The sequence below is a fragment of the Nocardia sp. NRRL WC-3656 genome, assembly GCF_000720265.1.
GTDB classification, from domain to species: Bacteria; Actinomycetota; Actinomycetes; order Mycobacteriales; family Mycobacteriaceae; genus Nocardia; species Nocardia nova.
Window position 1 is genome coordinate 41,510 of the sequence record NZ_JOJF01000015.1, and the last position, 16,879, is coordinate 58,388.

The 16,879-nt window shown below is 67.1% G+C and carries 18 protein-coding genes; 9 read left to right on the plus strand and 9 right to left on the minus strand.

What is annotated here, in order from left to right; translation table 11 throughout:
• Nucleotides 1–414: 414 nt before the first annotated feature.
• Together IG65_RS0120000 and IG65_RS38560 are read right to left on the minus strand one after the other, a co-directional pair.
• The gene (locus IG65_RS0120000; protein WP_030516465.1) at nt 415–696 is read right to left on the minus strand and encodes a hypothetical protein; all 282 of its coding nucleotides are present in this window, start codon (nt 694–696) and stop codon (nt 415–417) included.
• Between the two features lie 2 nt (nt 697–698).
• Nucleotides 699–842, minus strand: coding sequence for a hypothetical protein (locus IG65_RS38560; RefSeq protein ID WP_197039877.1), 144 nt, complete (start codon nt 840–842; stop codon nt 699–701).
• Between the two features lie 394 nt (nt 843–1,236).
• Between IG65_RS38560 and IG65_RS0120010 the strand changes: the two genes are divergently transcribed.
• Together IG65_RS0120010 and IG65_RS0120015 are read left to right on the plus strand one after the other, a co-directional pair.
• A complete protein-coding gene (locus IG65_RS0120010; protein WP_051756536.1) occupies nt 1,237–2,127 on the plus strand; it encodes a helix-turn-helix transcriptional regulator in 891 nt (296 codons plus the stop codon).
• Nucleotides 2,124–2,330 carry a DUF397 domain-containing protein gene (locus tag IG65_RS0120015; RefSeq protein WP_030516467.1) on the plus strand — a complete coding sequence of 69 codons (207 nt, stop codon included), beginning with the start codon at nt 2,124–2,126 and terminating at the stop codon, nt 2,328–2,330. The genes IG65_RS0120010 and IG65_RS0120015 overlap by 4 nt, the downstream gene beginning before the upstream one ends.
• A 186-nt stretch (nt 2,331–2,516) precedes the next feature.
• Here IG65_RS0120015 and IG65_RS0120020 read toward each other — a convergent pair whose 3' ends face one another.
• On the minus strand, nt 2,517–3,044 hold the full coding sequence (locus IG65_RS0120020) for a GNAT family N-acetyltransferase (protein ID WP_030516468.1): 528 nt from the start codon (nt 3,042–3,044) through the stop codon (nt 2,517–2,519).
• A gap of 273 nt (nt 3,045–3,317) precedes the next feature.
• Between IG65_RS0120020 and IG65_RS0120025 the strand changes: the two genes are divergently transcribed.
• The 4 genes from IG65_RS0120025 to IG65_RS0120040 all read left to right on the plus strand — a co-directional run bounded on the left by IG65_RS0120025 (nt 3,318) and on the right by IG65_RS0120040 (nt 7,472).
• A complete protein-coding gene (locus tag IG65_RS0120025; protein WP_081879610.1) occupies nt 3,318–3,830 on the plus strand; it encodes a MarR family winged helix-turn-helix transcriptional regulator in 513 nt (170 codons plus the stop codon).
• Nucleotides 3,827–5,605, plus strand: coding sequence for a chloride channel protein (locus tag IG65_RS0120030; RefSeq protein WP_030516470.1), 1,779 nt, complete (start codon nt 3,827–3,829; stop codon nt 5,603–5,605). Before IG65_RS0120025 ends, IG65_RS0120030 begins: the two co-directional genes overlap by 4 nt.
• A 74-nt stretch (nt 5,606–5,679) precedes the next feature.
• Entirely contained in the window at nt 5,680–6,720 is a 1,041-nt protein-coding gene (locus tag IG65_RS0120035; protein ID WP_197039878.1) for a tellurite resistance/C4-dicarboxylate transporter family protein, read from the plus strand.
• A gap of 86 nt (nt 6,721–6,806) precedes the next feature.
• Nucleotides 6,807–7,472 carry an LUD domain-containing protein gene (locus tag IG65_RS0120040; RefSeq protein WP_030516472.1) on the plus strand — a complete coding sequence of 222 codons (666 nt, stop codon included), beginning with the start codon at nt 6,807–6,809 and terminating at the stop codon, nt 7,470–7,472.
• A gap of 419 nt (nt 7,473–7,891) precedes the next feature.
• Here the strand turns inward: IG65_RS0120040 and IG65_RS0120050 are convergent, their stop codons facing one another.
• Entirely contained in the window at nt 7,892–8,629 is a 738-nt protein-coding gene (locus IG65_RS0120050) for an SDR family oxidoreductase (RefSeq protein WP_030516473.1), read from the minus strand.
• 103 nt (nt 8,630–8,732) lie between these two features.
• On the opposite strand from IG65_RS0120050, the gene IG65_RS0120055 reads away from it, so the two are divergent.
• Nucleotides 8,733–9,404, plus strand: coding sequence for a TetR/AcrR family transcriptional regulator (locus IG65_RS0120055; protein ID WP_063833683.1), 672 nt, complete (start codon nt 8,733–8,735; stop codon nt 9,402–9,404).
• A gap of 170 nt (nt 9,405–9,574) precedes the next feature.
• On the opposite strand, the gene IG65_RS0120060 is transcribed toward IG65_RS0120055, so the two are convergent.
• Both IG65_RS0120060 and IG65_RS0120065 read right to left on the minus strand, forming a co-directional pair.
• A complete protein-coding gene (locus IG65_RS0120060) occupies nt 9,575–11,041 on the minus strand; it encodes a catalase (RefSeq protein ID WP_030516475.1) in 1,467 nt (488 codons plus the stop codon).
• 51 nt (nt 11,042–11,092) lie between these two features.
• Nucleotides 11,093–11,536 (minus strand): Fur family transcriptional regulator, encoded by a 444-nt coding sequence (locus IG65_RS0120065; RefSeq protein WP_030516476.1) that lies wholly within the window; start codon nt 11,534–11,536, stop codon nt 11,093–11,095.
• A 218-nt stretch (nt 11,537–11,754) separates the two neighbouring features.
• On the opposite strand from IG65_RS0120065, the gene IG65_RS0120070 reads away from it, so the two are divergent.
• The gene (locus tag IG65_RS0120070; protein ID WP_030516477.1) at nt 11,755–13,101 is read left to right on the plus strand and encodes a serine hydrolase; all 1,347 of its coding nucleotides are present in this window, start codon (nt 11,755–11,757) and stop codon (nt 13,099–13,101) included.
• Nucleotides 13,102–13,133: 32 nt separating this feature from the next.
• Here IG65_RS0120070 and IG65_RS34895 read toward each other — a convergent pair whose 3' ends face one another.
• A complete protein-coding gene (locus IG65_RS34895; protein ID WP_036525238.1) occupies nt 13,134–13,550 on the minus strand; it encodes a nuclear transport factor 2 family protein in 417 nt (138 codons plus the stop codon).
• Nucleotides 13,551–13,644: 94 nt separating this feature from the next.
• Between IG65_RS34895 and IG65_RS0120080 the strand changes: the two genes are divergently transcribed.
• Nucleotides 13,645–14,241, plus strand: coding sequence for a TetR/AcrR family transcriptional regulator (locus IG65_RS0120080; RefSeq protein ID WP_231509301.1), 597 nt, complete (start codon nt 13,645–13,647; stop codon nt 14,239–14,241).
• An 80-nt stretch (nt 14,242–14,321) separates the two neighbouring features.
• Here IG65_RS0120080 and IG65_RS0120085 read toward each other — a convergent pair whose 3' ends face one another.
• Both IG65_RS0120085 and IG65_RS0120090 read right to left on the minus strand, forming a co-directional pair.
• Nucleotides 14,322–15,356: an aspartate-semialdehyde dehydrogenase gene (locus tag IG65_RS0120085; protein ID WP_030516480.1), complete on the minus strand. Its 1,035-nt coding sequence runs from the start codon at nt 15,354–15,356 to the stop codon at nt 14,322–14,324.
• Between the two features lie 3 nt (nt 15,357–15,359).
• Nucleotides 15,360–16,625, minus strand: coding sequence for an aspartate kinase (locus IG65_RS0120090; protein WP_030516481.1), 1,266 nt, complete (start codon nt 16,623–16,625; stop codon nt 15,360–15,362).
• Nucleotides 16,626–16,879: the final 254 nt, after the last annotated feature.

Consider the following 16,879-nt stretch of genomic DNA (forward strand, 5'->3'; position numbering starts at 1 on the left):
TGTCGCCGAGTTCGATTCGACGGTGAAGGATGGGCTATCCCGAGGTGCGGCACCTGTACTGATCGTGCAAACCCCGCCCGAGTTTGCAGTTTTCACGCATTTCGGCGGAGGTTTGCACGAATAGTTCGGGGGCAGGGCTGTGCGGTGTCGGTTCGGGTGGGGGTTGGTGGGCGGCGGGGTATCAGGTCGTTCAGGCAGGGGAAACTGGCCGCGGGGGTGGCGCGTAGGGCTTGTGCGATTGCCGCGTACCAGAGTGGGTCGCCCTGGATCGCCGGTGCCGATGATGTTCGTGGAATGCGTTGCGGCAGAGAAGGTGTCATACGTCGTTCCTTGTCGGGCGGGGTGACGCGCGAGGTATTGCGGAGCGGGGCGTTGCGGTGGCCTGCGGGGTCGGGAGGGGACCCCGCAGGCACCTCATGCCTGCTCGCGGCACTCGGTGAGGAGTGCGGACGGTGGCGTCGAAACGTCCTGCGAGCGTGGCAGTTTCATGGCGGGCCCGGTGTGGCAGGCGGGGCATTGGGCGGTGGTCGCGGCGTCGGGGTCGTGGCCGAGGGTTGTGAGGATGTTGCGGCAGCTGCTGAGCATGTCGCAGGTGTGCGGGGTGCAGACGGCGTGGCGTTCGGCGTGGATCTCGCGGTGCATCCGCTCGGGGGAGATCGGGTTGGCGAGCGGGCCGTGGAAGACCGGATTGGTCATGCTCAGATCCCGAAGTGCGGGCGGTCGGCGGGGTGCATGGCGCCCGTCGCGACGAGCCAGAGTTTGGCCTGTAACTTCCTGGCGCACACCGTGATCGGGCAGTCGAGATGGTCCTGCATGATGCGGTGAGCGAGCGTGGTGGTCATGGTTGGCAGGGCGCTGTGGATGATCGGTCGCAAACCGTGCACGGGAGAACACCTCCGGACATCGTCGGGGCACCAGCGGACATACGGCTGGTGGTACTCCCGATGGCCGGGGCCATTTTTCGGCCATTACCTTGCGGCGTCGGTGCTACGCGGTAATGTCTCGTCGGTATCATCACGGGTGTAGTCGCATCCGGGGGCAACGGTTGTGCGACTTGCCGATTCGAGTTTCCCGGCCATCGGGGTGGCTCAAGAAGACCACCGAATGAGCCGGCGGGACAATAGCGCCATGCATATGCAGCGAAGGTTCTGCGACGGCCCAGAGCGGTTCGCACGGGGGTAGCCGATTTCTTTCCTCGTGCAAACGGCGACCGCTCACGATGCAAACGAGGAATCCGTGACGAACATCGGTGAGGACAGCTCGACCACTCTGCCCCGGCGGCAATTGGGAAGGTATCTCAAGGAGGCCCGCCTCGGCGTCGGCCTGCGGCTGGAAGACGTTGCGCCGCTCATGCAATGGTCGGCGAGCAAACTGTCTCGGCTCGAGGTCGGGAAATCCCCCAGCATCCGCGTGCTCGATGTGGAGGCGCTGTGCCGCATTTACGACATCGACGATCCCGAGGTGTGTGCGGGGCTCATCGGCCTGGCGAAGCAGAGCACCGAGAAAAGTTGGTGGCAGGCATTCGATGATGTGATCACCGGAAACTTCGATTTGTACGTCGGATTGGAGTCGTCGTCGGAGAAACTGTCGATCTTCCAACCTCATATCGTCGCTGGACTCCTACAAATACCGGCCTACGCTCGGGCAATTGAACTGGGCTACTACTCCGACATCAACGAGCAGGAGCTGGAACGGCGAATCCAGCTACGCGTCAAGCGCCAGATGTTGCTGACTCGGAAGGTCAAACCGGTCATGGTCGATTTCGTCATCCATGAATCGGTACTGCACACCGTCGTGGGCAGCGGAAAGATCATGGCGGCACAATGCCATCATCTGGCAAATCTTCCGGCTAACGTCACGGTGAGAGTGCTGCCCTACGAGACCGGATTTCCCGCAGGTCTCCCGACAGGTCCGTTTGCCATCCTCGACTTCGGCACCGACTCGAAGGGACGCGAACTGTCTCCGACAGTCGTGTACATCGAATCCTTTGCAGGCGATCTATATCTCGAGCGCGCAAAGGACGTCGCCAGGTATCGTCAGGCGTACAGCGTCATTCGGGATGCGGCGCACGACGTTGCAGACAGCAAGCGCCGACTGCGGCAGATAGCAAGGGAGCACGAACGGTGAACCTGGACCTAGCCGGCGCCAAGTGGTTCAAATCCAGCCGCAGTGGGGGCGGCAAAGAGTGCGTGGAGACCGCGTTCCTCGACAACGGTCATGTAGGCATCCGCGACTCCAAGAACCCCACCGGCCCTGCCCTCGTCTTCACCCCTGCCGAATGGGACGCCTTCACCACGGCTCTCCGCAACGGCACCCTGGACCACGCCTGAACGACCGGTCGGGCGTGACTGAAACCTGCACACCCTTCCCGATGGCGACTTTGACTTCTTTCATCAAGCGGCACTTGATCTTCCAGCAACAAGTGCCGGCCACGAAGGGCGGGAGCACAGACCATGACCGTGCCGGCGGCGACGCCGCCGGCACCAAGCCCGGCTATCGCACTACCGGCGACGAGGTCACCCGCTCGCCCGAACGTCGTCGCTCTCGGCGCGAGTCACGCGCAGCTCTACGACATTCTCGTCGGTGGGTGTGGTCCATCGCCGGAACCCGGATTTCTCCAGCACCCGCACCGACGCGGGATTCGACAGTTCCACCTTCGCGAACACCGTGTGCACTTCTGGTGCGGTGAACGCGAATTCGGTCAACGCCTGGGCGGCTTCGGTCGCATAGCCGTGACCACGCCGGGACGGCACGATGCCGTAACCGATTTCGACCCCACCACTGCTCGGGGGCCAGAACAAGCCGATGGACCCGACGATCAGGCCGCTGCGGCGTTCGACAACCAGCCGATGACCATATTCGGTCAGCCAGGCCGGATGATCCGACATCAGACCGGCGACAACCCGATCCCCTTCGGCCGGGAAGTCAACGGCCCAGTGCGGCAGGTGCCCACCCGCGATGACGGCGTCGATCTCGGCGCGGGTCCAGCGACGCAGAACAAGACGTTCGGTGACCACCTCGGCCACCGGGAAAACAGAAGACACGAAACAAGCTCCAGATCGTGGGAACGATCCGGTCATGCGTCAATGCACGAACGGACGAGGACATGCCGAACACGGCCCGTGACGGCCATATTCATCAACTCCCTCGGTCCGGCGACAACGCGCGTCCTGCGCGGAGCCGACCGTAACAAGACAAACATCGCCGGCACAATTCAGCGAACAACGGCCGATCGACGACATCCGCGACTGTGATCGCGACCACAACGGAGGTCGCTCGACTTGACCCCAGCCTTTGCACATTGCAACTCTTGTCTAATGCAAGGCCATGAGGAGACCGCCGCGTCGGCCGCCGACGCCGCGCCCGCACAGAGCACCACCGCCGAGATCGCGGCACTGGAAGCGCTGACCCGGATGCTGGTTTCCATCGCCTGGGACAGCGCCCACGCCGCGCCTCCCGGCGTCACCTTTCCGCAGATGCGCTTCCTGCTGATCCTGCAGGCCCTCGGCCGGGTGTCGTCGTCGCGGCTGGCCGCCGCGCTCGGCGTCAACGCCTCCTCGGTGACGCGACTGGCCGACAAACTCGAGGGCCGCGGATACGTGGCGCGGGGAACCGATGCGCACAACCGCAGCGTGGTCACCATCGAGGTCACCACCGCCGGGCAGGCGGTGGTCGACCAGGTGCTGCAGCGGCGAAAAGTCGCCTTCGGGTCCTTGCTCGACGGGCTCACTCCCGAGGCGCGCGACCGCGTGATCGTCGCGGCGCGGGACTTGGTGCAGGCCGCCGCCACCACGCCCTTCGTCACCGCGACCGGGCCGGGGTCGTTATGAGCGCCGGGCATTCGCGCGCAACGCATCTGGGCGATTTCCAGGTCACGCCGCGACTGCTGCTGATCGCCGGACTCGCGATACCCGTCGGCGGCGCGGCCGCGGGGGCCGCCTACGCGCTGCTGAAGCTGATCGGCTTCATCACGAATCTCGTGTTCTATCAACGCCTCAGCACCGAGATGGTCGCGCCCGGCGCGACCCATCACCCGTGGTGGCTGGTGCTGAGCGCACCGGTCGTCGGTGGCCTGATCATCGGGGTGATGGCGCGCTACGGCTCGGAGAAGATTCGCGGCCACGGCATGCCGGAGGCGATCGAGGCCATTCTCACCGGCGGGTCCCGGGTGCAACCGCGGGTGGCGCTGCTCAAGCCGGCCTCGGCGGCGATCAGCATCGGCTCGGGCGGGCCGTTCGGCGCCGAGGGGCCGATCATCATGACCGGCGGCGCGGTCGGCTCGATTCTGGCGCAGTTGCTGAAACTGTCCGCGGACGAACGCAAGACACTGCTGGTCGCCGGTTCGGCGGCGGGTATGGCCGCGACCTTCAACGCCCCGCTCGCGGCGATTCTGCTCGCGGTGGAACTGCTGCTGTTCGAATGGCGGCCACGCAGTTTCGTTCCGGTGGTGGCCGCCGTGGTCACCGGCACCATCTGCCGCTGGGCGATGCTCGGCAACGGACCGGTCTTCGCGGTAGCGACCGACGGGCGCACTCCCGGCGCGCTGTCCGACGGCCTGGCGCTGATCCCCGGCATCACCGGCGGACTGCTGGCCATCGCCGCCACCGCGATGGTGTATTTCGCCGAGGACTCCTTCGCCAAACTTCCCGTGCACTGGATGTGGTGGCCCGCGATCGGCGGCCTGATCATCGGCATCGGCGGCCTGTTCGAACCGCGAGCGCTCGGCGTCGGCTACGACGTCATCGACCAGTTGCTCACCGGACATGCCACGCTGTCGCTGATCGTCGGCATCCTCGTGGTGAAAACGCTGATCTGGTCGCTCTCACTCGGATCGGGCACCTCCGGCGGCGTGCTGGCGCCGGTGTTCATGATCGGCGCGGCGCTGGGCGCCGCCGAGGGCGGATTGCTGCCGCACGTCACCGCCGGCTTCTGGGCCATGTGCGGACTGGCCGCGGTCGTGGGTGGTGTGATGCGCTCACCGCTGACGGGCATCGTCTTCACCTGTGAACTCACCCATGCCTGGAACGACGTGCTGCCGTTGGCGGTGGCCTCGGTCTCGGCGTACGCGGTGTCGGTGCTGCTGCTCAAGCGTTCGGTGCTGACCGAGAAGATCGCCCGCCGCCGACTGCATCTGACCCGCGAATACACCACCGATCCGCTGGAGACGTTCTTCACCCACGAGGTGATGACCGCCGATCCGCTGGTGCTCGGAATCGACGATCTCATCGACCCGATCCTGCCGCAGACCCACTACGCCGGGCTCTATCCCGTGGTCGACGGTTCCGGCGCGCTGGTCGGCGTGACCACCCGTCAGGTGCTGCAGAACTGCCTCGGCACCACGGTCGCGGCCGCCACCCTGAGCATCCGGACCTCGGTCCATCCGGACAACACCCTGCGCGAGGTGGCCAACGCACTCGCGCTGGCGCACGTGACGGCAGCGCCGGTGGTCGCGCGCGACGATCCGAACAGGTTGTGCGGCATCGTCACTCTCGAACAACTGTTGCACGCCCGCCGCCGCGACCTGCACGAGGAACACCACCGCGAACGCCTGCTGGTCGTTCGTGAGGAACCAGCTGCCGAGGACGACAAGGTCACCGCCGTCTGAGCGGCGTCAGCTCGACCCGACCCCGGAGCGTGTGGATGCGCGGCTCGGCGACGTTCGCGTGGAACACTCACGCTGTGAGCGAGTCGTTCGGGCGGCGAGTGGGTTTCGTCGCGAATCTCGGGCCAGGGTGGTTCGCCTCGGTGATGGCGACCGGCATCGTCTCGCGGGCCGTCGGCGCGGCGGGGTGGGAATGGGGCGGCACTGCCCTGCTGATCATCGGCCTGATCGCCTATGCCGTGCTCGTGCCGGCGACCCTGCTGCGCATCGCATTCTTCCGCGACCGCGTGATCGGCGATGCGGTGAATCCCGCGACCGGCTTCACCTATCTCGCCTTCGTCGCCGGCACCGCGGTGTTGTCGGCGGGGCTCTCGCGACACGCCTGGGTGGGTGCGGCGCTGGCCTTGTTGCTGGTGGCGACGGTCGCGTGGGCGGTGCTCGTATACGCGATTCCGGCGTTGATGATGGTGCATCACGGCGCGCCCACCGCGGTGACCGGAGCCGACGGCACCTGGTTCCTGTGGGTGGTAGGCACGCAATCGCTCGCGGTGGCCGCCACCGGGCTGCCGCAGCCGTGGGGTCAGCGTTTCGCGGTGCCGGCGCTGCTGTGCTGGTCGGTCGGCGTGGTGCTCTACGGCATCGTGGCGACGGTGGTGCTGGGCACCCTGTTCGGCACGTCGCTGACCGCGCAGCTGCTGGCGCCCACCTATTGGATCTTCATGGGCGCCACCGCGATCAGCGTGCTGGCCGGCACCCAGATCATGGATCAGAGTTCGGTGGCGTTGATCGCGACGGTACGGCCCATGCTCGAGGGTTCGACGCTGGTGCTGTGGGCCTTCGGCAGCTGGCTGGTGCCGCTGCTGCTGGCGGCCGGCATCTGGCGGCATCTGGTCCGGCACTTCGGGCTGAGCTACGAACCCGGCCTGTGGAGCATCGTGTTTCCCGTGGGCATGTACGGCGTGGGAACCGCCGAACTGGGCAAGGCCACCGGCGAACAATGGATGGTTGCCTTCGGGCACGGTGAGGCGTGGGTGGCGCTGGCGGTGTGGGCGGCCACCGCGGCCGATCTGGTCGTCACGCTGATCCGCCGCCGGCGTAGCCGGGAATCCGTAGGCTGAGCTCGCGATCTCCTACCGCACGGTAGCCTGGTTCGCGAAGTACGATCCGGCGGGAGGAGCCGGAGCAATGGAACGGGAGATTCACGGTGACCTCGCGGGAGGATTTCCTGCGCCGCGTGCGCGATGCCCTCGAGGCGCTACCCAATGACGAACGTATGGTGCCGGTGCCGCGCAACTATCAGCGCAACGCCCCGGTGCCCTCGGCCGAGGACCAGGCCGAGATCGTCGAACTGTTCATCGATCGCCTCAAACATCATGGCGCCCAGGTCCATCGGGTCGGCGCGGAGGAGATTCCGGGGGCGATCGACTCGGCCCTGCGCGCCCACGGCGCCCGCTCGGCGCTGGCGCCCGACGGGCTGCCCGAACATTGGCTGCGGCGCTGGGAACTGACGGGCGAACACCGTGTCCTCGACGATCAACCGCACCTGTCGATTCTCGATCGCGAACGTACCGATGCCGTGGTCACCGGGTGCGCCGGCGCGGTGGCCGACGCCGGCACCCTGATTCTCGACGGCGGACCGGGCCAGTGCCGCCGCGATGCCGCCGTCCTGGCCGACTGTCACATCTGCGTGGTCCGCGTCGAGCAGATCGACTACTCACTGCCGCAGGTCCTGGACAAACTGGACCCGCGCCGATCCATCACCTGGTTCGGCGGGCCGACCGCCATGACCGATCCGGAGGCCGATTCCGGCAAGGTCGGCGGCGTCATCGAGGAGACCGAGCGACGCCTGGTCGTCGTCATCGTCGGTTGATCGACGGTCCTATTCCCTTCCCACACAGCTTCCCTGCCCCCACAAGCGCTCGTTAAGGGCGCGGCAAGCGCACCCCGGCATTGTCGTCCTCGACACCGGGAGTGCTCCTGCCGCGAGAGGGGGCGGCAGGATCACCCACCGGCTGCAACCGAGCCGATCCGCTCGGTCTGTCGACGAGGGGTGACAGACCGAGCGGATCGGCTGTGTATGCGGCAGCGACGACCGGCGCCGATCCCGTCGCCGACCGCCGATATCGATTTCGGCAGCGGCGCCGGTGTCCGTCTCGAGGAATGATGGGGGTATGGAAACTGCGGTCGTCTTCGTTCTGGCTTGCCTGATCTACTGGTGGGGCTTGATCTGACCGATCGGCGCCCCACCGGGCAGCACCTCGCCGGGCCGACCACCGGCGAGCGGGTACCTCAGCGGCCGGTGGGCAGGTTCGCCCCGCCGGTCACGTCGAGCACCACACCGCTGACGAAGCCGTTGGTGGCGATCATGTGCACGGCCCGGGCCAGTTCCTCCGGGTCGCCTACACGCCCGACGGGTGTGGTGGCGGCGAGGCCGTCGAAAAGGGTGCGGCGGCGTTCCTCCGGCACCCGATCCCACCATTCGGTGTCGATGACTCCGGGGGCTACCGCGTTGACCCGCAGCGGGGCGAGTTCGACCGCCAGCGGAGGCACCATGGCGTTCAGCGCCCCGTTGATCGCGGCCAGTCCGGCGGTGCCGGGGAAGGCCGCATGCGCCGACGCGGCGGTGATCAGGGTGATCGATCCGTTCGAAACCAGATGCGGCAGAGCCGCTTTCACGAGTTTCACCTGCGGCCAGAACTTGCCGTCGAAACCCTCCGCCAAGTGGCCGAGATCGAGTTCGGCGAACGGACCGCTGCCCGCCGAACCGCTGACCGCGATGACGAGGTGGTCGATGCTGCCGGACTGCGCGAAGAATGCCGCGATCTGCTCGCCGTCGGTCGCGTCCATCCGGTAGCCGCTGGTCTTGCCACCCAGCCGTGCCACCGCCGCGTCGAGTTTGTCCTGGCTGCGGCCGGTGACGACGACCTCGGCGCCCTCGTTCGCGAACAGCGCGGCGGTGGCCGCACCGATTCCGGAACTACCGCCCATGACGACGACGCGCGGGATGCCGGTGCTGGAAGCGCTCATTGCTACTGTTCCTGTCCTGTACAGTTTGTCGAGACTGACAGTCTCGACAACGAGCGTAGCGGGTGCGGTATTCCCGCGCACCGCCACCGCTGGGAGGTAGACCATGGGACCACCACCGCGGCAACCGGATTCGCCCCCACCCGAACGTGCGCACACCGGCCGGCGCAGGAACGAGGCAACCCACCGCGCGATTCTGGACGCCGCCCTCGCCCAGCTCGCCACCTCCGACGGCGGGTCGGTCACGGTCGATTCCATCGCCGCCGCGGCCGGGGTCGGCAAACAGACGATCTACCGCTGGTGGCCGTCGAAGGGTGCGGTGCTGCTCGAAGCCCTGCTCGAACGCGCTCGCCAAGAGGTGCCGACCCCGGACACCGGCTCGGTGCGCACCGACCTGCTGGCCGTCGCGGATTCGACTTTCACCGGCGCCCAGGGGGATTCGACCGCCCCGGCGCTGCGCGCGCTGGTGCGCGAGGCCGCCCGCGACCCCCACCTCGCCGAATTACTACAGGAGTTCACCGCCGCCCGCCGCGCCGCCGCGCGCGATGTTCTCGAGCGGGCGATCACGCGTGGCGAACTGCCCGGCGATACGGATGCGGACCTCCTGGTGGATCTGCTCTACGGCCTGTTCTGGTACCGCTTCCTGCTCGGCCATGCCCCGCTCGACCACACCACGGCGGCACGGCTCGTCGACATCCTGCTCCCGCCCGCGGTTGACAGTTCCCACACACCGGGAGATGAGTCAGCGGATCCGATCCCACGGATCGAAACCCCCTGACGGAAGGCCTGTTCACGATGACTCGGATTTCGCGACTCACCGCCGGCGCACTGGTGTGTGGCGCCGTCCTGCTCCCCCGCGCCCAGTAGCGGTCGGCGCCGCGCCGCGCCGAGCGAACAGCGGGCGGGCCCGCACCGAAATCCGATGCGGGCCCGCGGATGTCGTCCTGGTCAGCTGTTGCCGTTCAGACCGGCGCGCACACCTTCCTCGATGCGCTTGCCGATCTCCGGATCGACGTTCTTCCAGTAGTCGAACACCCGGCTCAGTACCGGTTCGCGCACGCCGCCGAGCACATGCCCGACCACGTTGTCCACCAGGCGCTCTCGCTGTTCGTCGTTGTAGACCTCACGCACCAGCGTGCCCGGCTGCGCCCAGTCGCTGTCCTCGGCGTGCTGAACGTAGCCGGCCCGCACCTGCTCGGGCTCGAAACTCCACGCCGCCTCCTCCGGGGCCGCGGCCGCGTCGGCATGCGGGCCACCGAACGAATTCGGTGCGTACACAGGCACTTCCGGCGCGTTGAAGTCGTAGCGCATGGCACCCTCCTTGGAATAGGAGTTCACCTCCGCCGCACGCGCGCGGTTCGGCGGCAGCTGGTGGTAGTTGGTGCCGATGCGGTAGCGATGAGCGTCGGCATAGGCGAAGACCCGGCCCAGCAACATCTTGTCCGGCGAATAGCCGATACCCGGCACGATCGCCGACGGCTCGAATGCGGCCTGTTCGATCTCGACGAAGTAGTTGCTCGGGTTGCGGTTCAGCGTCCAGGTACCGACCTCGATCAGCGGGTAGTCCTTGTGCGACCACACCTTGGTCAGATCGAACGGGTTGAAGCGGTAGTTCGCCGCCTCACCCACCGGCATGATCTGCACATACAGAGTCCAGCTGGGGAACTCACCGCGTTCGATCGCCTCCCACAGATCCTGGCGGTGATAGTCGGGATCGGTGCCGGCCAGCCGATCGGCCTCGGCCTGGGTCAGGAATTCGATGCCCTGATCGGTCTTGAAGTGGTACTTCACCCAGAACCGTTCACCCTCGGCGTTGATCCACTGATAGGTGTGCGAGCCGTAGCCGTTCATATGGCGGTAGGTCTTGGGAATACCGCGGTCGCCCATCAGCCAGGTCACCTGATGCGCCGATTCCGGGCGCAGTGTCCAGAAGTCCCACTGCATGTTGTGATCGCGAAGACCGTTGCCCGGCAACCGCTTCTGCGAACGGATGAAGTCGGGGAACTTGATCGGATCCTTGATGAAGAACACCGGGGTGTTGTTGCCGACCAGGTCGTAGTTGCCGTCGGGGGTATAGAACTTGACCGCGAAGCCGCGCGGATCGCGCCAGGTGTCGGGGCTGCCCTGCTCGCCGGCGACGGTGGAGAACCGCACCAGCGATTCGGTCCGCGCACCCGGCTGGAACAGCTTCGCCTTGGTGTAGCGGCTGACGTCGTTGGTGACCACGAGCTCACCGAAGGCCCCCGCACCCTTGGCGTGCACGATTCGCTCCGGCACCCGCTCCCGGTTGAACTGGGCGAGCTTCTCGATCAGATAGTGGTCGTGCAGGAGAATCGGGCCCTCGGTCCCGGCGGTCAGCGATTCGTTGTCGCTGGGGACCGGAGTGCCGGTGTTGGTAGTGGTCGGCCCACTGATCGGCTTTGTCATCGCAGCCTCCTGTTTCAGCTGGCGCCCGGGATGTCCGGGCTATCGGGATGGCGCGTCGTCACCGCGACGGCATTGCGGGCAGAGTCCCCAGAACACGACCTCGGCTTCGTCGATCGTGAACCCGTGCGCGTCCGACGGGTCGAGGCAGGGGGCACGGCCCGCGGCACAGTCCACGTCCACGACCGTGCCGCAGTTCCTGCACACCAGATGGTGATGGTTGTCGGCGATGCGGGTTTCGTACCGGGCCGGCGAACCTGCCGGTTCGATCCGGCGCAGCAGGCCGGCGCCGACACAGGCGTGCAGTACGTCGTACACGGCCTGTGTCGACACCGAACCCAGCTGCTGCCGGACCGCGGCGGCCACCCTGTCGGCATCCGAATGCGGATGGGCGGCAACCGCTTCCAGCACCGCCACCCGCGGGCGGGTGACCCGCAGACCGGCCGCGCGCAATCGTTCGCGCGGATCGAAACCACCGGTGTGCATGAACCCAGTCTGCCTGTTTTCTGGAATAAGTCAAGAAAAGACCGAAAGGGACGTTTTGCGGGAGTGCTGCGTACGACGCCGCCGGGCTTACGCTCGGCGGCGTCCCCCTGCGCGGAGCGGGCCCGGCGTTCGACCGAAAACCGCGACGCCGATTCCGATTTGGTTGCGGCGGTTGCGTGTTGGGCACCACCACGGATGCCGGTGGTTAACCTCGGCTCATGGGACGCCTCCAGGGCTGGGTGATCGGGGTTCTCGTCGTCGTACTGATCGGTGGCACCTGCGCCACCGCGGTCCCGGCGCGCGCGGAGAGTGCACAGAGCTGCGCGGTCTCGTCCGGACGCGGATTCGAACGAGCCACGCCGGAATCGGCGGGCCTGGACGCGGCGCGGCTGGCTTCCGCCCTGCGGTTCGCCGACGAACGGAACCGGCTGAACGTCAAGGTCTTTCGGCACAACTGCCTGATCGGAACCGGCGCGCACAACGACGCCACCGATACGACGCCGTGGAATATCTGGAGCGTCACCAAGAGCGTGGTCTCGCTGATCGCCGGAATCGCCTGGGATCAGGGCAAACTCGATATCGACGCGCCGATCGACCGCTATCTGCCGCCCGGTCTCGGCGACGCCGCCCACCGCGCGATCACCGTCGAGGATTTGCTGACCGAGCGCTCGGGCCTGCGTGTCGGAGTGATCAACGAGGGCATCTCCGGGGTGGTGCCGATCGATCCGAACAGTGCCGTGCAGGCGCTCGGGGTCCCGCTCGACAATCCGCCCGGCACCCGGTTCTCCTACAGTCAGCGCAATGTCGATCTGCTGTCGTACGTGATCGAACTGGCCGTCGGCGAACCACTGCAGCAGTTCGCGCAGCGGGAACTGTTCTCTCCCTTGGGTATCCAGCGTAGCGACCACTACTGGGCCCGCGACCGTTCCGGTCACACCTACGGCTACGCGCACCTGATGATCCCGCCGGACGATCTCGCAAAGATCGCCCAGCTGGTCGCCGGCCACGGCGACTGGAACGGGGTGCAGGTGATCTCGGCCGATTATCTGCACCGCGCCCAGCAGACGGGCCCGGGCCGCGAGTGCTACGGCTATCTGTTCTGGGCCCGCCCCGGATGTATCGAGATACCGTCGTTCCTGCCCCCGGATGTGTTCGCGATGTCCGGTCTCGGGCTGCAGGACGTCTTCTTCATCCCGAGCCTGGATCTCACCGTGGCGTGGACCGGCGTCTTCGGCAACCACAGCAGCGGCGGGCCGACCGGCATCCTGCAGAACCTGACCGAGCTGACCTGGGAATTTTTCCGCAGGCTGCTGGGCGCCTTCCAGCAACCGCCGATTCCGGACCCCGGTCCCTATGTCGAACCACCGGTCACCCTGGATCCCCGCGCGTTCTTCGATCCGTACATCACGCTGGCGATTTTCGGAGTCGGGCCCGACGCCTATCCCGGCTGTTCGGTGCTGTCCTGTCTGAACACCTCACTGGCACCGCCGTTCTCGGATGCCCCGCCGGGGTGCGCTCTACTGGTCTGCCTCGGGCCCGATCCCCGCACACCGGGCATCCGCTGACGTAGCGGCATCGATGAGGCGACCGGCCGCGGTCAGCCGGCGATCCGCGCGATCCGCGCGGTATCCATGTAATCCCGGAACAGGGTCACTTCCCCGTCCCGCACGTGCACCACGTTCACCGAGGTGCGAACTCGCGCTCGCGGCGCGCCCGGCAGCGTCATATCCACCTCGTTCTCCACGAAAAGCACTCCGTCCGAAGTGGATTCGTAGACCGTGGGATAGACCCCGTGCACCTCGACACCCGACAGGCCCGACCAGCGTTGTGCGAGGTGTTCACGGATCGCCTCCCGCCCCTCGAGCCGCTCCGGCATCCCCGGAATCGGGAACGGGATCTCGAAAACCGCATCGGGGGCGAGCGCCGCGACGAAGGCGTCGGCATCACGCGCCGGCAATGTCGCGAACAGGTCCTCGACCACCTGGCGGGCACTGCGCACCGAACTGGAAACCATGACAAACTCCCTCTGTTAGAAGCGGAACGTACGCCCCGTTTATAATCCGGAACGCACGCCCCGTTTGTCAACGGTAACCGGGTAGACTCGCGCTGTGGCGGAGAAACAGTTAGTGGACCCGGCGGCCGAACCGCGCCGCGCCCTGCGCGCCGACGCCCGCCGCAACCGGGAGCGCGTACTCGCCGCCGCCAGGGAAGCCTTTGCCGCCGAAGGTATTTCGGTTCCGCTGGACGAGATCGCGCGGCGCGCCGGGGTGGGACCCGGCACCGTCTATCGCCACTTCCCCACCAAGGAAGCCCTGTTCCACGCCGCCATCGTCGACAACATCGAGCGAATGGTCGACTACGCGCGCGGACTCGAAGCCGCCGACGATCCGGGGGCCGCCTTCTTCGACCTGCTGGACCACATGGTCACCGAGGGTGGGGTCAAGCGCGATCTCGCCGATGCGCTGGGCGGTCACCAGTCGATCGAAATCACCGGTCCCACAAAGGAATTCCAGGCCGCGATCGCCCGGTTGCTGCGGCGCGCCCAGGATTGCGGCGCGATCCGCGACGATATCGACTTCGACGATCTGATGCGTGTGCTGAAGGGCGCCTTCGCGGGCACGCACACCGCCACCGGCGAGCAGCGAGCCCGCGCTTTCGCCGTCGTCTTCGACGGACTCCGGGCCCGCGGCGAACCGGCCGGCTGAGCCTCCGCACGGGACCGGCTGAGCGCCCCGCAAGGAAAACGGGCCGCCCGCAATCGGACGGCCCGTTCGAAAATGCAGTGTCAGCGCTGCGCGAGCAGAACTTCCGCGATCTGAATGGTGTTGAGCGCGGCGCCCTTTCGCAGGTTGTCACCCGAGACGAACAGCGCCAGGCCACGCCCCTCCGGCACGCCCGGATCCTGGCGGATCCGGCCCACCAGCGACTCGTCCTTACCGGCCGCTTCCAGCGGCGTCGGAACGTCGACCAGCTTCACACCGGCCGCGTCGGCGAGCAGTTGCTTCGCCCGCTCCACCGAGAGCGGCCGCGCGAATTCGGCATTGATCGACAACGAATGCCCGGTGAAGACCGGCACGCGCACACAGGTACCGCTGACCAGCAGATCGGGCAGACCGAGAATCTTGCGACTCTCGTTGCGCAGCTTCTGGTCCTCGTCGGTTTCACCGGAACCGTCGTCGACGAGCGAACCCGCCAGCGGCAGCACGTTGAACGCGATCGGCGCGACGTATTTGTTCGGCGCGGGGAACTGCAGGGCGCTGCCGTCGTGGGTCAGCTTCTCGGCGTCCCCGATCACCGCGCGGGCCTGCGTGGCCAGCTCCTCCACACCGGCCAGCCCACTACCGGAGACGGCCTGGTAGCTGGAGACGATCAGGCGCTGGAGTCCGGCCTCGTCGTGCAGGGGCTTGAGCACCGGCATGGCGGCCATCGTGGTGCAGTTCGGGTTGGCGATGATGCCCTTGACCAGATTGCGGGTCTGTTCGGGATTCACCTCGCTGACCACCAGCGGCACCTCGGGGTCCTTGCGCCACGCCGAGGAGTTGTCGATGACGGTCACGCCCGCGGCCGCGAACCGCGGCGCCTGCACCCGGGACATGGTGGCGCCGGCGGAGAACAGGGCGATATCCAGTCCGGACGGATCCGCGGTCTCGGTGTCCTCGACCACGATCTCGCCGCCGCGCCAGGGCAGCTTCTTCCCGGCCGAGCGCGCCGAGGCGAAGAATCGCACCTCGTCGGCGGGAAAGTCGCGCTCCTCCAGCAGTTTTCGCATGACGGCGCCGACCTGCCCGGTCGCGCCGACCACACCTACGCGTACACCCATGGTTTATCGCCCCGATCCCGCGTGCACGACCGCGACCTCGTCGCCGCCCAGATCGAACGCCTTGTGCAGCACCTGCACGGCGCCGTCCAGCTCGGTGTCCTTGACCAGCACGGAGATGCGGATCTCGGAGGTGGAGATGAGGTCGATGTTGATACCTGCCTTGGCCAGCGCCTCACAGAAGGTGGCGGTGACGCCGGGGTGGCTCTTCATACCCGCGCCGACGAGGGAGACCTTGCCGATGTGGTCGTCGTAGAGAACCTGGCTGAAGCCCAGTTCGCTCTGGCGCTTGGTCAGGAACTCCACCGCGCGCGGCCCGTCGGCCTTGGGCAGGGTGAAGGTGATGTCGGTCTTACCCGTCTCGACCTTGGAGATGTTCTGCAACACCATGTCGATGTTGATCTCGGCGTCGGCGATGGCCCGGAACACCTTGGCCGCATAGCCCGGTTCGTCCGGCAGGGCCACCACGGTCACCTTGGCCTCGCTGCGATCGTGCGCGACGCCGGTGAGAATTGCGTCCTCCAAGGGGATGTCCTCCATCGATCCGTAGATATAGGTGCCCTTGCGGTCGGTATAGGACGACCGCACATGCACCGGAACGTTGTAGCGGCGGGCGTATTCGACGCAGCGCAGCATCAGCACCTTGGCGCCGGTGGCGGCCAGCTCGAGCATCTCCTCGAAGCTCACCTGCTCCAGCTTCTGCGCATCCGGCACGATCCGCGGATCGGCGGTGAACACGCCGTCGACGTCGGTGTAGATCTCGCAGACGTCGGCCTCGAGCGCGGCGGCCAGGGCGACCGCGGTGGTGTCGGAGCCGCCGCGGCCCAGCGTGGTGATGTCGCGGCTGTCCTGCGAGACGCCCTGGAAGCCCGCGACCAGCACGATCAAGCCCTCGTCGAGCGCATCGCGGACCCGGGAGGGGGTCACGTCGATGATGCGGGCGTTGCCGTGGGTGCCGGTGGTGATGACTCCCGCCTGGGAACCGGTGAACGACCGGGCCTCGGCGCCGAGCGAGTGAATCGCCATGGCCACCAACGCATTCGAGATGCGCTCACCGGAGGTCAGCAGCATGTCGAGTTCGCGGGCCGGCGGCGCGGGCGCCACCTGCTGGGCCAGGTCGAGCAGTTCGTCGGTGGTGTCACCCATTGCCGAGCACACGACGACGACGTCGTGCCCCTGCTTCTTCGTCTCGACGATCCGCTCAGCGACGCGCCGGATCCGCTCGGCAGACTCGAGCGAAGATCCTCCGTACTTCTGAACGACGAGAGCCACAGTGGGGTCCTCCAAGATCGACTAGCTGCTGTTACAGCCAATAAGACTACCGATCGGAGTCCGCTCGGTGGCGGGCTACCTCCGAGCGGCCACCGGGATCGGGCGGCCCGGCCCACCGAATTCGCCGCGCCGACCAGCGGCGATCCCGTTCCGGAGCGGCGGTACGGTGCGCGGTCGCGGCGGCAGAGCCCGTGCGGCGCATCGGAATCGGCGCGCACAGCCCCGTTCATCAGCGGTTTTCCGGGTCCGCCGGC